This is a genomic window from Corynebacterium rouxii, assembly GCF_902702935.1.
GTDB lineage: Bacteria > Actinomycetota > Actinomycetes > Mycobacteriales > Mycobacteriaceae > Corynebacterium > Corynebacterium rouxii.
In genome coordinates, this window is sequence record NZ_LR738855.1 from 1,958,578 (window position 1) to 1,973,101 (window position 14,524).

General features: G+C 55.9%; 12 protein-coding genes and 1 pseudogene. 8 read left to right on the forward strand and 5 right to left on the reverse strand.

Annotated features, from left to right (window positions below; all coding sequences use genetic code 11):
• Positions 1-502: 502 nt before the first annotated feature.
• Genes CIP100161_RS09675 through cydC form a run of 4 tightly spaced genes read left to right on the forward strand, consistent with a single transcriptional unit; the run spans position 503 to position 6,108 of the window.
• Positions 503-2,014, forward strand: coding sequence for a cytochrome ubiquinol oxidase subunit I (locus tag CIP100161_RS09675; RefSeq protein WP_166443169.1), 1,512 nt, complete (start codon positions 503-505; stop codon positions 2,012-2,014).
• 7 nt (positions 2,015-2,021) lie between these two features.
• Positions 2,022-2,996, forward strand: a complete 975-nt coding sequence (gene cydB, locus CIP100161_RS09680; RefSeq protein ID WP_155873951.1) for a cytochrome d ubiquinol oxidase subunit II — start codon at positions 2,022-2,024, stop codon at positions 2,994-2,996.
• Complete coding sequence (locus CIP100161_RS09685) at positions 2,993-4,564, forward strand: ABC transporter ATP-binding protein/permease (RefSeq protein ID WP_155873953.1); 1,572 nt, start codon at positions 2,993-2,995, stop codon at positions 4,562-4,564. Before cydB ends, CIP100161_RS09685 begins: the two co-directional genes overlap by 4 nt.
• Complete coding sequence (gene cydC, locus CIP100161_RS09690; RefSeq protein ID WP_155873955.1) at positions 4,561-6,108, forward strand: thiol reductant ABC exporter subunit CydC; 1,548 nt, start codon at positions 4,561-4,563, stop codon at positions 6,106-6,108. Before CIP100161_RS09685 ends, cydC begins: the two co-directional genes overlap by 4 nt.
• Positions 6,109-6,184: 76 nt before the next feature.
• On the opposite strand, the gene CIP100161_RS09695 is transcribed toward cydC, so the two are convergent.
• Positions 6,185-7,699 carry an acetyl-CoA hydrolase/transferase family protein gene (locus tag CIP100161_RS09695; RefSeq protein ID WP_155873957.1) on the reverse strand — a complete coding sequence of 505 codons (1,515 nt, stop codon included), beginning with the start codon at positions 7,697-7,699 and terminating at the stop codon, positions 6,185-6,187.
• A 340-nt stretch (positions 7,700-8,039) separates the two neighbouring features.
• On the opposite strand from CIP100161_RS09695, the gene dusB reads away from it, so the two are divergent.
• Both dusB and phoU read left to right on the forward strand, forming a co-directional pair.
• Entirely contained in the window at positions 8,040-9,185 is a 1,146-nt protein-coding gene (gene dusB / locus CIP100161_RS09700) for a tRNA dihydrouridine synthase DusB (protein WP_155873960.1), read from the forward strand.
• A gap of 18 nt (positions 9,186-9,203) precedes the next feature.
• Positions 9,204-9,956, forward strand: a complete 753-nt coding sequence (gene phoU, locus CIP100161_RS09705; RefSeq protein WP_155873962.1) for a phosphate signaling complex protein PhoU — start codon at positions 9,204-9,206, stop codon at positions 9,954-9,956.
• Between the two features lie 150 nt (positions 9,957-10,106).
• Here phoU and CIP100161_RS09710 read toward each other — a convergent pair whose 3' ends face one another.
• From CIP100161_RS09710 to mshD, 3 genes and pseudogenes are all read right to left on the reverse strand, one after another.
• Positions 10,107-10,319 carry a hypothetical protein gene (locus tag CIP100161_RS09710; RefSeq protein WP_155873964.1) on the reverse strand — a complete coding sequence of 71 codons (213 nt, stop codon included), beginning with the start codon at positions 10,317-10,319 and terminating at the stop codon, positions 10,107-10,109.
• A 204-nt stretch (positions 10,320-10,523) separates the two neighbouring features.
• A pseudogene (pstB, locus tag CIP100161_RS09715) lies at positions 10,524-10,792 on the reverse strand (phosphate ABC transporter ATP-binding protein); the annotation flags it as partial.
• A 224-nt stretch (positions 10,793-11,016) separates the two neighbouring features.
• Entirely contained in the window at positions 11,017-11,928 is a 912-nt protein-coding gene (gene mshD, locus CIP100161_RS09720) for a mycothiol synthase (RefSeq protein ID WP_155873966.1), read from the reverse strand.
• Between the two features lie 38 nt (positions 11,929-11,966).
• On the opposite strand from mshD, the gene CIP100161_RS09725 reads away from it, so the two are divergent.
• Positions 11,967-12,770 carry an LmeA family phospholipid-binding protein gene (locus CIP100161_RS09725; RefSeq protein WP_155873968.1) on the forward strand — a complete coding sequence of 268 codons (804 nt, stop codon included), beginning with the start codon at positions 11,967-11,969 and terminating at the stop codon, positions 12,768-12,770.
• A 9-nt stretch (positions 12,771-12,779) separates the two neighbouring features.
• Here the strand turns inward: CIP100161_RS09725 and CIP100161_RS09730 are convergent, their stop codons facing one another.
• Positions 12,780-13,802: a diacylglycerol/lipid kinase family protein gene (locus tag CIP100161_RS09730; RefSeq protein ID WP_155873970.1), complete on the reverse strand. Its 1,023-nt coding sequence runs from the start codon at positions 13,800-13,802 to the stop codon at positions 12,780-12,782.
• A 69-nt stretch (positions 13,803-13,871) separates the two neighbouring features.
• Between CIP100161_RS09730 and CIP100161_RS09735 the strand changes: the two genes are divergently transcribed.
• Entirely contained in the window at positions 13,872-14,519 is a 648-nt protein-coding gene (locus CIP100161_RS09735) for an FABP family protein (protein ID WP_155873972.1), read from the forward strand.
• The last annotated feature ends 5 nt before the right edge of the window (positions 14,520-14,524 follow it).

The window sequence follows — 14,524 nt, forward strand, 5'->3', positions numbered from 1 at the left end:
AGCGTTGCGCTTACTGAATAGTACGAGGAGCATTGTACCGCGTTTTTCCAAAGGCACCTAATCCGCACGTCACACTCACCAATTTTAACGACAATACAGCTCCACCCACCCCCTCCAGAGTGCAGATTTACCCGCTCAGATCACGAGCCCCAAGTGACACAACACCTCCGCAACCTTAAGAAAAGATGGACTCCTAAAAGGGGTAGCCGCTCGCGGTAGGCAAAAATGAAAATATTTAATATAACCCCATCTTACAGCATATTTTTTCGAACAATCCTCCACTTTTGCACACTTTTCGACGCGTAGCGGAAATGTTATCTATCCCTCTTTGTAGGAACTTTCTAAGAAAACAACCGACTATATATTTACGCACCTCACGTTGGTTTGGGTGTGGGTCCCCATGGGCGTGCAGTAGGTACGAATGGCCGCCAAGCCGTCATCCCCTCGTGTCGTGTGCATGCCATCATGGTGACCTCGAATAATCGCAGAAAGTTCTCCTCTGATGGACTTAGTGGATGTTTCACGGTGGCAGTTCGGTATTACGACTGTGTACCACTTTCTTTTCGTACCGCTGACAATCGGCTTGGCTCCGATCGTCGCAGCGATGCAAACTGCTTGGTTTATTACCAAGAAAGACATGTGGCTTCGGTCCACAAAGTTCTTTGGCACACTTTTTCTCGTGAACTTCGCCATGGGCGTAGTCACTGGCATTGTTCAAGAGTTCCAATTCGGCATGAACTGGAGCGAGTACTCCCGCTTTGTGGGAGACGTATTCGGCGCACCTCTTGCGCTCGAAGGCTTGATTGCCTTCTTCATCGAGTCCACATTCCTAGGATTGTGGATTTTTGGTTGGGGGCGGCTCCCCAAGGCTGTCCACTTGGCGTCGATTTGGCTAGTTGCGATCGCCGTCAACGTATCGGCTTACTTCATCATCGTGGCCAACTCGTTTATGCAGCACCCCGTCGGTGCACGGTTTAATCCAGAGACTGGTCGCGCCGAGCTCGTGTCGCTAGGCAAGCTGCTGGCTAACCCTACGGCGCTGGCTGCATGGCCACATGCGGTGACCGGTTCCCTGCTCACCGGTGGCACTTTTGTTGCTGGTATCGCCGGCTGGTGGATGATTCGTGAGCGTCGAGCACAGCGAACAGAAGATGCCGCCTTTTGGCGTAAGAATTTCCGCCTTGGCGCATGGACCACACTCGCAAGCGTAGCGGGTTTGTCGCTCACCGGTGATATCCAAGGCAAGCTGATGTTTGTTCAGCAGCCCATGAAAATGGCTGCTGCGGAATCACTGTGCGAGACAGAGCTCGATCCTTCGTTCTCGGTGCTCTCGGTAGGTACGCACAACAACTGCGAGTCCGTAAAGCACTTGATCGACGTGCCGGGCGTGCTCAGTATTTTGTCGCAGAACAAGCTCAGTGGTGTCACCCTTGAGGGTGTTAATCAGCTGCAGGAAAAGTACGAGGCTTTGTACGGTCCTGGCAACTACGTTCCAAACTTGTTTGTCACCTACTGGTCGTTCCGCGCAATGATCGGCCTGATGGCGGCGTCGGTAGTGTTGGCGATCGTTGGTTTATGGATGACTCGCAAGGGTCGCATTCCGCAACTGCGCTGGTTGGGTACCGCAGCTCTTATCGCTGTGCCGTTCCCGTTCTTAGCTAACTCCGCTGGTTGGGTCTTTACAGAGATGGGTCGTCAACCATGGATCGTTGCTCCAAACCCTGAAGCTATTCCTGGCAGTCCCGATGGCGAAGACCTCATTCATTTGATCGTTGACTTCGGTGTTTCTTCGCATCCAACGTGGGTCGTGTGGACATCCTTGATTGGTTTCACCGTTGTTTACGGTTCGCTTGCCTGCGTGTGGTTCTGGCTGATGAAGAAGAAGGTTGTAGCAGGTGCCAGCGAGGACTCCTCGAGCATGCTTGGCTATGGCCCTCACAGCGGTGATCACGCCGAATCCCCTGCCGATGATCTATTGCACCTCGGCGCTCACGCTACGGACGGTAAGGAGTAACACGATCATGGATCTTCAAACAGTGTGGTTTGTGTTAGTTGCGGTTCTATTCGCTGGTTACTTTGTCCTCGAAGGCTTTGACTTCGGCGTGGGCATGCTGCTTCCCTTTTTGAGCAAGCAGGAACGTACCGCTGCGATTAAAGCCATTGGACCTGTGTGGGACGGCAACGAAGTGTGGCTCATTACCGCTGGTGGCGCTCTTTTTGCTGCGTTTCCAGAGTGGTACGCCACCATGTTTTCGGGTTTCTACCTGCCGCTATTCCTCATCTTGATCGGGCTGATTCTACGCGGTGCTGCATTGGAGTGGCGCGGCAAGGTTGATACTGATGTGTGGCGTGATCGTTGCGACATCGGCATCGGTATCGGTAGCTGGGTTCCCGCCTTGTTGTGGGGCGTGGCATTTGCCAATGTTGTTCATGGCGTGGCTATTGATTCTTCGTTCCATATTGATTCCAGCCTGACTGGGCTTATCGCATTGCTGAACCCCTTCGGTTTGCTCGGTGGCGTGGCGTTTGTGCTGGTCTTTTTACTGCATGGTGCGTTGTTCCTCAAGCTTAAGACTGAGATTACGGTCATGGGTTCCTTGGCTGGTCGGTTGTTTATTCCGGCGGCAGTTGTGGGCGCAGTATTTTTGGTGTGGACTCAGCTCGCACATGGCCGCGGCTGGACGTGGGCACCGTTGCTCATCGCAGTGGTTGGCTTGGTCGTTGCGGCGGTAGGTATTCGTGGCAATCGTGACGGTTGGGCATTTGCCGCAACCTCGGTGGTTATCCTTTGTGTTGCAGCTGTGTTGTTTGGATCATTGTTCCCGAACTTGATGCCCACCACGCTTGCCGACGGCACCAGCTTGACCATTTACAATGCGTCCTCTTCGCAGTACACACTCACGATGATGACGTGGGCTGCTGTACTTGTCACGCCTCTGGTGTTGCTGTATCAGAGCTGGACGTACTGGGTCTTTAGGCAACGAGTGCGCGTGTGAACACCCGGTTTTTATCGTTGATTCGTCCCGCGCGAACGTTCATTATGGTTGCTGCTGTTATTCAGGTAGCGTCCGTGGTGTTCGTCGTGGGGCGCGGTCTTTCTGTGGGCTTCTTGGTCGCGGGCACTATTGAGCAGTGGCCGGATCCTATGCCTCATGTTGGCACATGGGCTGCGGTGTTGGTGATCAGTGTTATCGGTGTGAGTGCGATGGCGTGGGCGCAGCGCTGGTGGTCGGCAACGGGGGCTGGCGCTGTGATCACAGATGTACGTTCCCGCACGTTAACGGCGCTGAATGCTACGGATCCTAGGGTGGTGCAGGAAAACAGCAGTCGATGGAAAGTGGTGTTGGGGGCGGGCCCAGAAAGTGTTGAGGGGCTACGCCCGTATTTGTCGGCGTATATTCCGGCAGCGTTGGCTTCGGGAATTTCTACGCCGATTGTGCTGGTCGTTATCGCGCTTATCGACGTCCGCTCGGCGGTGCTTGCCGTGGTCACTCTCGTGCTGATCCCTATTTTTATGATTTTGATCGGGACGTTGACGCGAGATCAAACGAAGCAGCGGTTACATCGTGCTCAGGTGTTGGATAGGCATATCATTGATTTGTTACGTGGGGCTCGCACACTCCAAGAAATTGGTGATACTTCTGCGGCTCAAGCCCAAGTACGACATAGCGGGCGCCAGCACGCTGCGGCGACGATGACTGTGCTGCGGCTTGCTTTCCTGTCATCTTTTGCACTGGAATTTGTGGCCACGCTTTCGGTAGCACTTGTAGCGGTAAGCATCGGCGTACGCTTGGTAGATTCCTCCATGACGCTCCATGCAGGTCTTATCGCATTGATTTTGGCACCGGAGGTGTATAACCCACTACGGGCAGTGGGCGCCGCCTACCATTCCTCTGCTGATGGCATGACAGCAGTAGAAACAGCGCTGGGCCTTATCGAATCCACACCTCAGACCGCCTACGTTACCCCGATGAATGCTGCAACGATTGCTGCGGGCGGTGAGGTGAACGTCGATAAGCTCAGCGTGCATGGCCGCGATGGCATACGACCACGCGACTTGAGTTTTACTGCCCGCCCTGGAGAAATCACAACGCTCATTGGTAGCAACGGCTGTGGCAAATCCACCACGCTGCTCGCCATCATGGGCATGATCGATTACGAAGGCACGATTGCTACGCCGCGCAACATCGGATACCTCCCGGCGCGCCCTGCCCTGTGTACGGGAACGCTGGTTGACAACCTCTCGTTGTTGGGACCGCGTGATCGGGACACTGCTACAGCGTTGTTACACACAATCGGATTCGATATTCCGCTTTCTCACACCGTGACCTACCAAGGCGAGGGCCTATCGAGTGGGCAGATAGAACGCTTGGCTTTCGCACGCACCTGCTCGCAGGAGTGCGCCGTGTACCTTTTCGACGAACCCACCGCCCACGTAGACCCTGAAACCGCGCGGAAAATGTGGGAGCACATCCGCGGCCTTGCCCGCCACGGTGCCACGGTGATCGTAGCGACCCACGACCTTGCCAATAGCGCCTACGCCGACCAGGTGATTGTTCTATGAAACCCACCGAATTGTTATTTCAGCATGTTTCCCGCCGTGCCCTTGCCGGCGCGATTGCTATTGCTTCGCTGACTTTGCTGAGTTCCCTAGGGCTCATGGTGCTCTCTGGGTGGTTGATTACCCGCGCGTGGCAGGCTCCGCCGATCCTTGATCTTGCAGTTGCGATTACTGCTGTGCGGGCCTTGGGATTATCGCGTTCCGTCATGCGCTACGTTGATCGCATTGTCACCCACCGCTATGCGTTGTCCGCACTGAGCAGCCTGCGCGTACAAGTATTCCAAGCTGCGGTTTCCCAAGGAAATACTCCTGACGTTGAGGCACAGCGTGCACTTGGTGCCGACGCTCAACGCGTCACTGATCTCATCGTGCGCAGCATCGTACCTCGCGGGGTGGCTATCGTACTCAGCGTGCTCGCTGTTGCAGGAGCTGTGTGCTTATTGCCCTTCGCGGGATTGGTGTTGGCGCTCGGATTGTTGCTCACCGGCGTGGTGATCCCGCGCTGGGTGAGTTCGGATCGGTGGCAAGCAGTCCATACTGCGGAAGTCGCAGCGCGAGATCAGCTAGATGAATCTTTAGACGCGGTGCTCAATCACCGCGTGGAGTTTCAGGCGGCAGGACTTAAGCAACGCAGAAACGCCCGCGTGGTCGCAGATTCTCAGAATATGGCAACAGTCAGCGCTAACAGGCTTAAACGCCTCGCGGCTATCGACGCCACCGTGGTCGCGATTTCTGGTTGCACGCTCGTGCTGATCACATGGCTAGGACTGCACTTTTACCAAGGATCGCCCATGTGGCTTGGCATGCTCGTTCTACTCGCAATGTCCGCGTTCGAATCCCACGCGCCGCTTGTCGAAGCCGCAACACATCATGTGATCGGCACCAAAGCGGCGCAGCGAATGACAGCTTTTATGGAGCAAGCGGTGCACTTCCCGGCACCTGGCATCGCCAACGCGGCCGAGTCTCCCACCCTGCGCGTGCAGGATCTGACCTGCGCCTGGGGCGACAACACGTGGAACTTTGACCTCGAGTTCGGTCAACGCCATGTGATTCGAGGCCCGAGCGGCTGCGGCAAAACAACACTGTTGCGTACCATCGCAGGGCTTAGCCCCGTGGTTTCTGGATCGGTCACAATCGCAGGCCACAAAGACACACAAAGCCTGCGAACATGGACGCGGCTGTTTGCCGAAGACGGCTACATCTTTGCCACAAGCATTCGCGAAAACATCCTCGTAGCGTGTCCTGATGCCACCGACGAGCTCATGTATGCCACCGCCCGCGCTGTAGGTCTAGGCCCGTGGCTCGATACCCACGACGGCCTCGACACCATTCTCAATGATGGAGCGGAATCCATCTCGAGTGGTCAACGCCGCCGCCTCCTACTCGCCCGCGCATTGTGTTCGACTGCACCTATTGTGCTTCTCGACGAACCTACCGCCCACATCGACGACGCCGACGGCCGGCGCCTACTCCACATGCTGGTGCATGAGCCCCTACCCGGCGCGCTCCCCGAGCGCAGCGTTGTGGTGGTTACGCATTTGTCCTAGCTTGTTGTATGACAACGGGGGCCGGTACCTTCACTGGATCTGTGATGGTACCGGCCCCCGTTGGTGTTGAAGGAGATTACTTCTTCATGGAACCAGTCTCTTGGAAACGCTGGTGGAAGCTCAGTGCTTCGCCCAGCAGGTGTGGGGTCTGCATGATCTTCTTTTCCTTGGCAAATGCCAGGGCGCGATCGTAGTAGTCCTGCAGGAGTGGTCGGTAGTCAGGGTGTGCGATTGCGATGATCTTTTCTACACGCTGACGTGGTGCCAGTCCACGCAGGTCGGCGTAACCGTACTCGGAGATGAGAACCTTGACGTCTTGCTCTGTGTGGTCGACGTGGGAGACGAATGGCACGAATGCGGAGATGTCGCCGTTCTTGGCAACCGATGGGGTGATAAAGGAGCTGATAAAGCCGTTGCGGGTGAAGTCTGCGGATCCGCCGACGCCGTTCATCATGCGGGAGCCGGTGACGTTAGTGGAGTTGACGTTGCCGTAGATATCGGCCTCGATAAGTCCGTTGGTGCAGATAAGGCCGAGACGGCGAACGACCTCTGGGTGGTTAGAGATCTGCTGTGGACGCAGAATGATCTTCTGGGCGTAGTTCTTTGCTTCTGCGTTCATACGCTCTGCGTACTCAGGGGACAACGAGAAGGAGGTTGCGGAAGCAACGCTCATCTTGCCTGCGTCGATTAGGTCGACCATGCCGTCTTGGATGACCTCAGTGTAGGCCTTGATGTTTTCAAACTTGGAGTCCAACAGACCTGCCATCACAGCATTTGGCACGTTACCCACGCCGGACTGCATCACGTAGCCGTCGTAAGTCAAGCGTCCTGCTGCGACTTCGCCTTCGAGGAAGTCGAGGAAGTGGCCTGCGATCTGCTTAGAGGTTTCATCCAGTGGCTTAAATGGTGCGTTTCGGTCGGGGGCATCGGTTTCTACGACGGCAACAACCTTGGACAGGTCGATGTCGATGTAGGTGGTGCCGATTCGCTGGCCTGCCTCGGTAATCGGGATCGGCTGTCGGTTAGGCAGCTTGTTTATGCGGTAGATATCCGCCATGCCTTCGAGTTCCTCGGACTGCCAAGAGTTGACCTCGATGATGATCTTCTCGGCGTTGTCGAGGTATTCCACGTTGTTACCCACTGAGGAGGATGGCACGATGTGGCCCTCTTCGGTGATGCGAACTGCCTCAACGATGGCAACGTTCATCTGCCCAAAGAAGCCCTGCTCAACGTAGATGCCGGACTCGGAGAGGTGGTAGTCGGCATACAGCGTGGTGCCGTCGTTAATCTTGGAACGCAAGATCGGATCGGACTGGTAGGGGGTGCGGAAGCGCAGCGCGTCAGCCTCTGCGAGCACGCCATCGCAATCTGGTGCGGTGGATGCACCGGTGAATAGGTCGATCATGTATTCGTCGCCACGCGCGTGTGCTTCTTTAGCACGCTCGGCGATAGCAGTAGGCAAAGCCTTCGGGTAACCAGCGCCGGTGAATCCGGACACGCCTACTTTGTCACCGTGATTGACAAACTGCGCAGCCTCTTCAGCCGACATAACCTTGCCACGAAGCTGAGCGTTCGCAATACGATCAGACATTAAATCCTCCTCAACAACGTCTGCCGCAGTGCATGCCAAAGGAGAGGCAGGCAGTATGTGGCAGATTTTTGGTTAATAACCAGCACTTTAAACGCCTCAATGTGAAAACGTCCGAGATACCGGCATATAGTTACGGACACCACAATACCGAAGATCCTCTCTTCGTGTTGCCTAGTTCACTAAAGCACATTTTTTACCCCCACACATGGGCAATTTTCGGCTATTTTTTAGCGACTACGCAGTTCAAACAGACAATTTCGCCATATCACCCCCACATCGCACGTGTGCTGCCTCAGGTCACGTTTGTGTCACTCATAGCCGAGAGGGAACAATAGTGCAGGTGACTTTGACGATCGGCTCCCTAGCACTCGACTCCGTAGTAGCGCTTGCCCCCATGGCAGGCGTTACCAACATTGCGTTTCGCACCCTGTGCAGAGAACAAGAACTAGAACGCACCGGAACCGTGTCGGGACTCTACATCTGCGAGATGATCACCGCTCGCGCCCTTGTAGAACGCAACGAGAAAACCCTCCACATGACCACCTTCGGCCCGCAAGAGGACATCCGCTCCTTGCAGCTGTACACAGTCGACCCCGAATACACTTACAAAGCCGCCAAGATGATCGCTGAGAACAACATGGCCGACCACATCGACATGAACTTTGGCTGCCCCGTCCCCAAGGTAACCAAACGCGGTGGCGGATCCGCACTACCTTATAAACGTCGACTATTTGGCAACATCGTCGCAGCGGCCGTCAAAGGTGTCGAAGGAACCGACATCCCCGTCACCGTAAAATTCCGCATGGGCATTGATGACGACCACCTCACCTACCTCGATGCCGGACGCATCGCCGCCGAAGAAGGTGCCGCAGCCGTTACCTTGCACGCCCGCACCGCAGCAGAGCGATACTCTGGCGACGCCCACTGGGACGCTATCGGTACCCTCAAAAATCACATGCGCGACTCCGGGATCCCCGTCCTTGGCAACGGCGACATCTTCAAAGCAGAAGACGCCAAAGCCATGCTCGACGCCTCCGGCTGCGACGGCGTTGTCGTCGGACGCGGCTGCCTCGGCCGCCCCTGGCTATTCGCAGGAATCTCCGCAGCCCTGCGCGGCGAAGAACTCCCCCCAGAACCCACCCTGGGAGAAGTCACCCGCATCATCTACCGTCACGCAGAGTTGCTCGCCGAGCACGACGGCGAAAAGAAAGCCTGCCGCGATATGCGCAAACACATGGGCTGGTACATGCGCGGGTTCCCCGTCGGCGGTGAATTCCGCGGAGCACTCGCTAGGATCAACTCGCTTGCCGAGCTTCGCGAGGTTCTCGCACCCTTCGCAGACTCCGATGCACTCGCAGCCGATGCCGATAGCGCCCGCGGCCGCCAAGGCTCACCCGCTAAAGTTGCACTCCCCGACGGCTGGCTCGACGACCCCGACGACGCCACGGTGCCCGAAGGCGCAGAGATCATGCACTCCGGCGGATAACACCTATATAGTTGCCGTATGCGTACAACGTATCGAGAGCATCTAGACGCATTTGCACAAGATCTGATCACCATGTGCGACACCGTTGCCGCCGTGGTGGAGGGGGCGTCGACAGGCCTGCTGGAAGGATCACTACAATCCGCCCAGCACGCGCTCTCCCTCTCCGATGAGCTCGACGAAGTAAAAAACCGCGCCACCAAACGCGCCGTCCAACTTCTCAGCCTCGAAGCACCCGTCGCCCGCGACCTCCGCCAAATTGTTTCCTCGATCTACATCATCGAGGACTTCGACCGCATGGCTTCCCTAGCCATGCACATCGCCAGCATGGCACGACGCCGCCACCCCGACCTCGTCGTCCCAGAGCCTATCCGCGGATACTTCCACGAAATGGCACGGCTGTGCTCCGAAATGTCAGACAAAACCCGCAGCGTCCTTGTCGACCCCGACGCAGACGTTGCCATCGTGCTCGCCGCCGACGACGATGCCATCGACGACATCCACGAACACATCATGACGCTTCTGACCAAGAAGGAATGGCCGTTTTCCGCCCGCGCTGCTGTCGAGGTCACCTTGCTCGCCCGCTACTACGAGCGCTTTGCCGACCACACCGTCAACGTGGCCGCACAAATCGTGTACCTCACCACGGGGCTTATGCCTGAGGAATACAAAAAGAAGCGTGACGACGGCTTCGAGCCCGACGAGATGGAAGCCCGCTTTGCACAACTAGAAGAGCAATTCGCCAACTACGACTGGCCCAAACCAGCCGATTAAGGGGGGAGATTGCACCGCACTTCACACCAAATCCGGCAAAACTAGGGAGTTGCACTCGATTTGGTGTGAACTAAAAGCTGGGCCACCCCCGAAAATGGCTAAAGCCTCTTGGATACCACTATCCAAGAGGCTTGCTTTATTCGCTATAAGTTATGCGTGGGATACGCCCAATGTAGATGGGGCTTCCAGCGTAGCTTCCATGTGAGCACCCATGCGCTTGAAAGGCGAGGTGAGAAAATCTACGAGGTTGAATGCTCGACGCTCACGCTGTGCGTACATGTTGTTGAATGCCACATCGGCCGCGTTCATCAGCTGATCTGCGGTAGGAAGATCAAGCTTGGTTGCGGTGACGGTGCTCGACATAACAGGTCCTTCGCTTTACTAGGATTGTTCTACCGCCCACGGTGGTGGGCAACGAAACCTAGATTAGAACCCCGAGGTAGACACCAAGGGCCATTTAGGTAAACACTAGGTTAACTTTCTCGGCCGCTCTGTTAACTTTTCCATCCCAAGGCTGTGACCTGCAGATTTTATCCGAATCGATGAGAATGTGGCGTAGAAAACATAACCTGATTTGCCGGTTGCTTCCAAAGAAAAGAAGGCAGTGTAGTCGGAAATACGTGCCGCCTGCTGCATAATCACGATCACAATGGTGAAGTCCTTCTTCAACTGCTGATGGTCGTTGCTGCTGACCACCTGAAAAGTCCACCGCCTGGTTTATCAAGACGCTTTTTATCCTTCACACCGGTTAGGCGCAGACCAGCGACCACGTTGTCGGCGATAAACATGGCGGGAAAGGGGTTAGCCTTCTGGAAAACCGTGCCCACTGAAGAGCGCGCCAGGCGTTAAGATCCTTTACAAAGCACAAAGCGTCCGAGGTGTTTGCCTTGAACAGGGATGTAGCCGAGTTCTTCCAGCTTGGAATCTTGGTATCGGGAAGCGTGACGCCCTAGGCAAGTTCAGGTGATCTACACCCGACACGTTGTAGTAATCCATCGCGCTTTGCTGCGAGGATGCACAAAATTCGACTATTTTCACCTGTACATTACCTAGCGGCTCGTTATAAGGAGGGCTGCGGAGAATACGTCACATGAGACTCCGTCACGTGGAAACCAAGAGCATCGTATGCTCTGCGCGCCGACTGATTATCGCCTTCCACATAGAGAATGACGCGGCGAGCCTTCTCATATTCCAAGTGGTGCAAACCCATGCGGATTAACAGGTCCCCCAGGCCGCGGCGTCGATAAGCGCTTCCTAGGCCCACAACGTACACCTCGCCATCGGCGCCTTCTTCCAGATCACCGTGGCGTTTCGTCCAGTGGAAGCCGGCAACAGTGCGCTTGGCGGTATCGATAAGAAACAACACATCCGATTCGCGGAACCACGACGCATCGCGCGTCTTAGCCAACCTGGCGCTATCCCAACCGCCCTGCTCAGGATGCCACTCAAACGCCTCATTGTTTACCCGCAACCATTGCTGCTCAATATCCGGAATACTCTCATAGGCCTCATTCAAGGCCAACACCCTAAAACCATTAGGAACCTGCAACTGCGCAGACTCCGCCAACTGTTCCCCCTCAACAGCCATCACAAGAAGCTGCCTGCTCTGAACTAGGTGCAGCGCCTTCGCCACCGCACGCGCACCAGAGCCGTCACCGTGAGCCCACACATTTTTCACCCCCTTGGACATAAGGTGCCGGATAAGGAAGCTGCCATAATCCTGACGTCGGCACTCTGGGTGGACAACCACCTCAGCACTCTCAGCATCCTGAGCTGCTATCCCCACAACCAGACCGTCGCTATCCGTCACACAATAATGAACATGCCCATCGTCTTCCCGCCGTAGCCCATTAAGAAAGCTCTCCGACAACGGGGCGATACCATCAGCACGGGTAGCCGCCACAATAATCTCATCTACTCGATCACGAAGCGCTACCGAGGTCGTAGCTAAGGACGTTTCAATCATCTTCATGTGACCCACCCTACGCACCTAGTGGTAAAAATAAAGGCGTGCACACCGACTCCGACCCCCGAGCGCGCCGTCGTAGCGCCCACGCCCTACTCATCACCATCATCATGTTCATCGCAGTTGGCCTGATCCTGTGGGCTATCGACGCAGCCATCGCCGCGCGAGCCGAACACCGCATCTCCCAAGCGGTCCGCAGCAACGCACAGCTCGATCAAAACCCAGGTGTATATGTGGGCGGAGCACCTTATACTGCGGCGCTGATTACAGGAAAAGTCCCAGAACTATCCGTCAACGTCTCCGACGTAGAAGTAGCAGACTTCGGCCTGCTGGTTGCTGGAACCTCAGTCACCGACCTCAGACTCAACCCCAGCGACGTACTCAGCGGTTCCGTAGACGGCGCAAAAGCACAGCTCGTATCGCGCAACGTCGGATTCGATGGTGTAGCCGTAGGAAAACAGCTAGGAATCGACGACCTCGACCTATCCAACCCCTACGACATCTCCCCCTCCGGTACCAACTCCAGCGAAGTTCAACTTCGCGGCACCCCTCGTGATTTTCACAGCTCTGTGACTGTACAGGCAGACTTACGCCTTAAAGGCGAAGATTTCTTCCTCACCCCCACCACTGTCATGGACCGTGGCGATAACACCGCCAGCGATGACGAAATCCTTGCAGCTTTTGCTTGGACACTCAATACCCGCACCCTGCCCATTAACGCCCAAGCAAGCTACGTGTATTTCTCTGGTGGCACCATCCGATTCGAAGCTCAAGAACGCAACGTGACCCTTCACCTTGAAGACCTCTCGCCGCTGCGCTCCACCAACAACAAAGTGGTTGTGGAATAAAACTGTGCGTCACAAGCGTGGATCGAAGAAGCTCAACCCCACTTTGAGCATGGATAATGGAGTTGGTTTCACCGGCTCTGTCGGCGCATAAACCTCAATAGCGTCCGCCACCGCTTTTAACGTCACCCCATCAAACTGGCCAACATATTCGCCATCAGCTTGGAAGCGCTGGTTCTCGTGGCACACGATGCTGACCTCGGTGGCATCATCAAACATCAAGGTACGCCGCTGCAACACATCGGCAATGACCTTATTGTGGCCAATACCCACAAGGTGTGCCATCGATGCCACACCGCCAATACCGCGTAAATCGGTAATCGCCCACAGGCTCAACCCCAAATCAAAAGAATTACGCGGATTGGTCACCACAGGCAGCGGCCCTAAAAACGTCCAAGGATTGGTATTAGACGCAACCACAATGGGGAGATCGTCATACACGAATTCCTCACCCTTGCGGTTGATGGCCCGCACGCTCATCCGAGGCGTGTGCCGGTGCAGCTTCAGCCACGAGCGAATCGCAGCGTGAGCATAACGCAGCGGAGTAGCCGCAAAGCCGCGACGACGCACTCTTTCCACTGCAGCGATCACATCGGCATCAATGCCAAAGCCCGCATTGACCGCAAACCACTGACTACCCCACTTGCCTAAATTGATCCGCCGCTTGCTTCCCCTATGCAAGGCATCTGCCAATACCTCAGCAGCATGGGCCGGATCTGCAGGAAAACCCAATGCACGGGCAAACACGTTCGCCGAGCCAGTAGGGATCACCGCTAACGCCGGTGGGGACGTAGGTAGATCGCCAAGCAGTCCATTAATGACCTCATTAACCGTGCCATCACCGCCCACGGCGATGACCACGTCATAATCCTCTACGGTGAGGTTTTTACACATATGTCGAGCATGTCCCGCATAGTGGGTCATCTGGGCACGAAGCTCAAGACCAGGCACTGCGCGCAGTGTGGGAATCACATGCCGAAACATCTCAACGGACTGCGTCGTTGAGTTCGGGTTGTTAATAATAAGGGCGCGCACGCCACCCACCTTATCGCCAAACGCGAACATTTGTGGTGTATGCCAACCAAACCAGTAGGCTGGTGGACTATGAGTGAACACACCAACGATGAAGTACAGCCCACCGCGCTCAGCGGTAACGACGCAGTTAACCGTGCTGCCGAGCAGTGGAAAGAATCCGCGCACCGTAACATCCCAGGCCTAGGCGACCTACCTATCCCTGATGACACCGCCAACCTTCGCGAGGGTCCTAACCTTCACGACGGTCTGCTCGCGCTACTTCCACTCGTTGGCGTATGGCGCGGTACCGGACACGCGGACACCGCCGAAGATGGCCAGTACGCATTTGGCCAGCAGATTACCTTCGCTCACGACGGCGAAAACTACCTCACCTACGAGTCGCGTATCTGGAAGCTTGACAACGAAGGCAACTCCACCGATTTAGATTACCGCGAGTCCGGTTTCTGGCGCATTAGCCTCAAAGACGAAATCGAAGTAGTACTCACGCACTCCACTGGTGTAGCCGAGATCTTCTACGGCGAGCCAATGAACGAGCGCGCATGGCAGATTGAATCCGCCTCCACCATGGTGACCGCTCAAGGACCAGCTACTCTCGGCCCTGGCAAGCGTCTCTACGGCTTGATGCCAAACAACAACCTAGGTTGGGTAGATGAGCGCATGGTCGATGGCGAGATGCGTCCCCGGATGTCCGCAGAACTTTCCCGCGTGATCGGTTAATAACA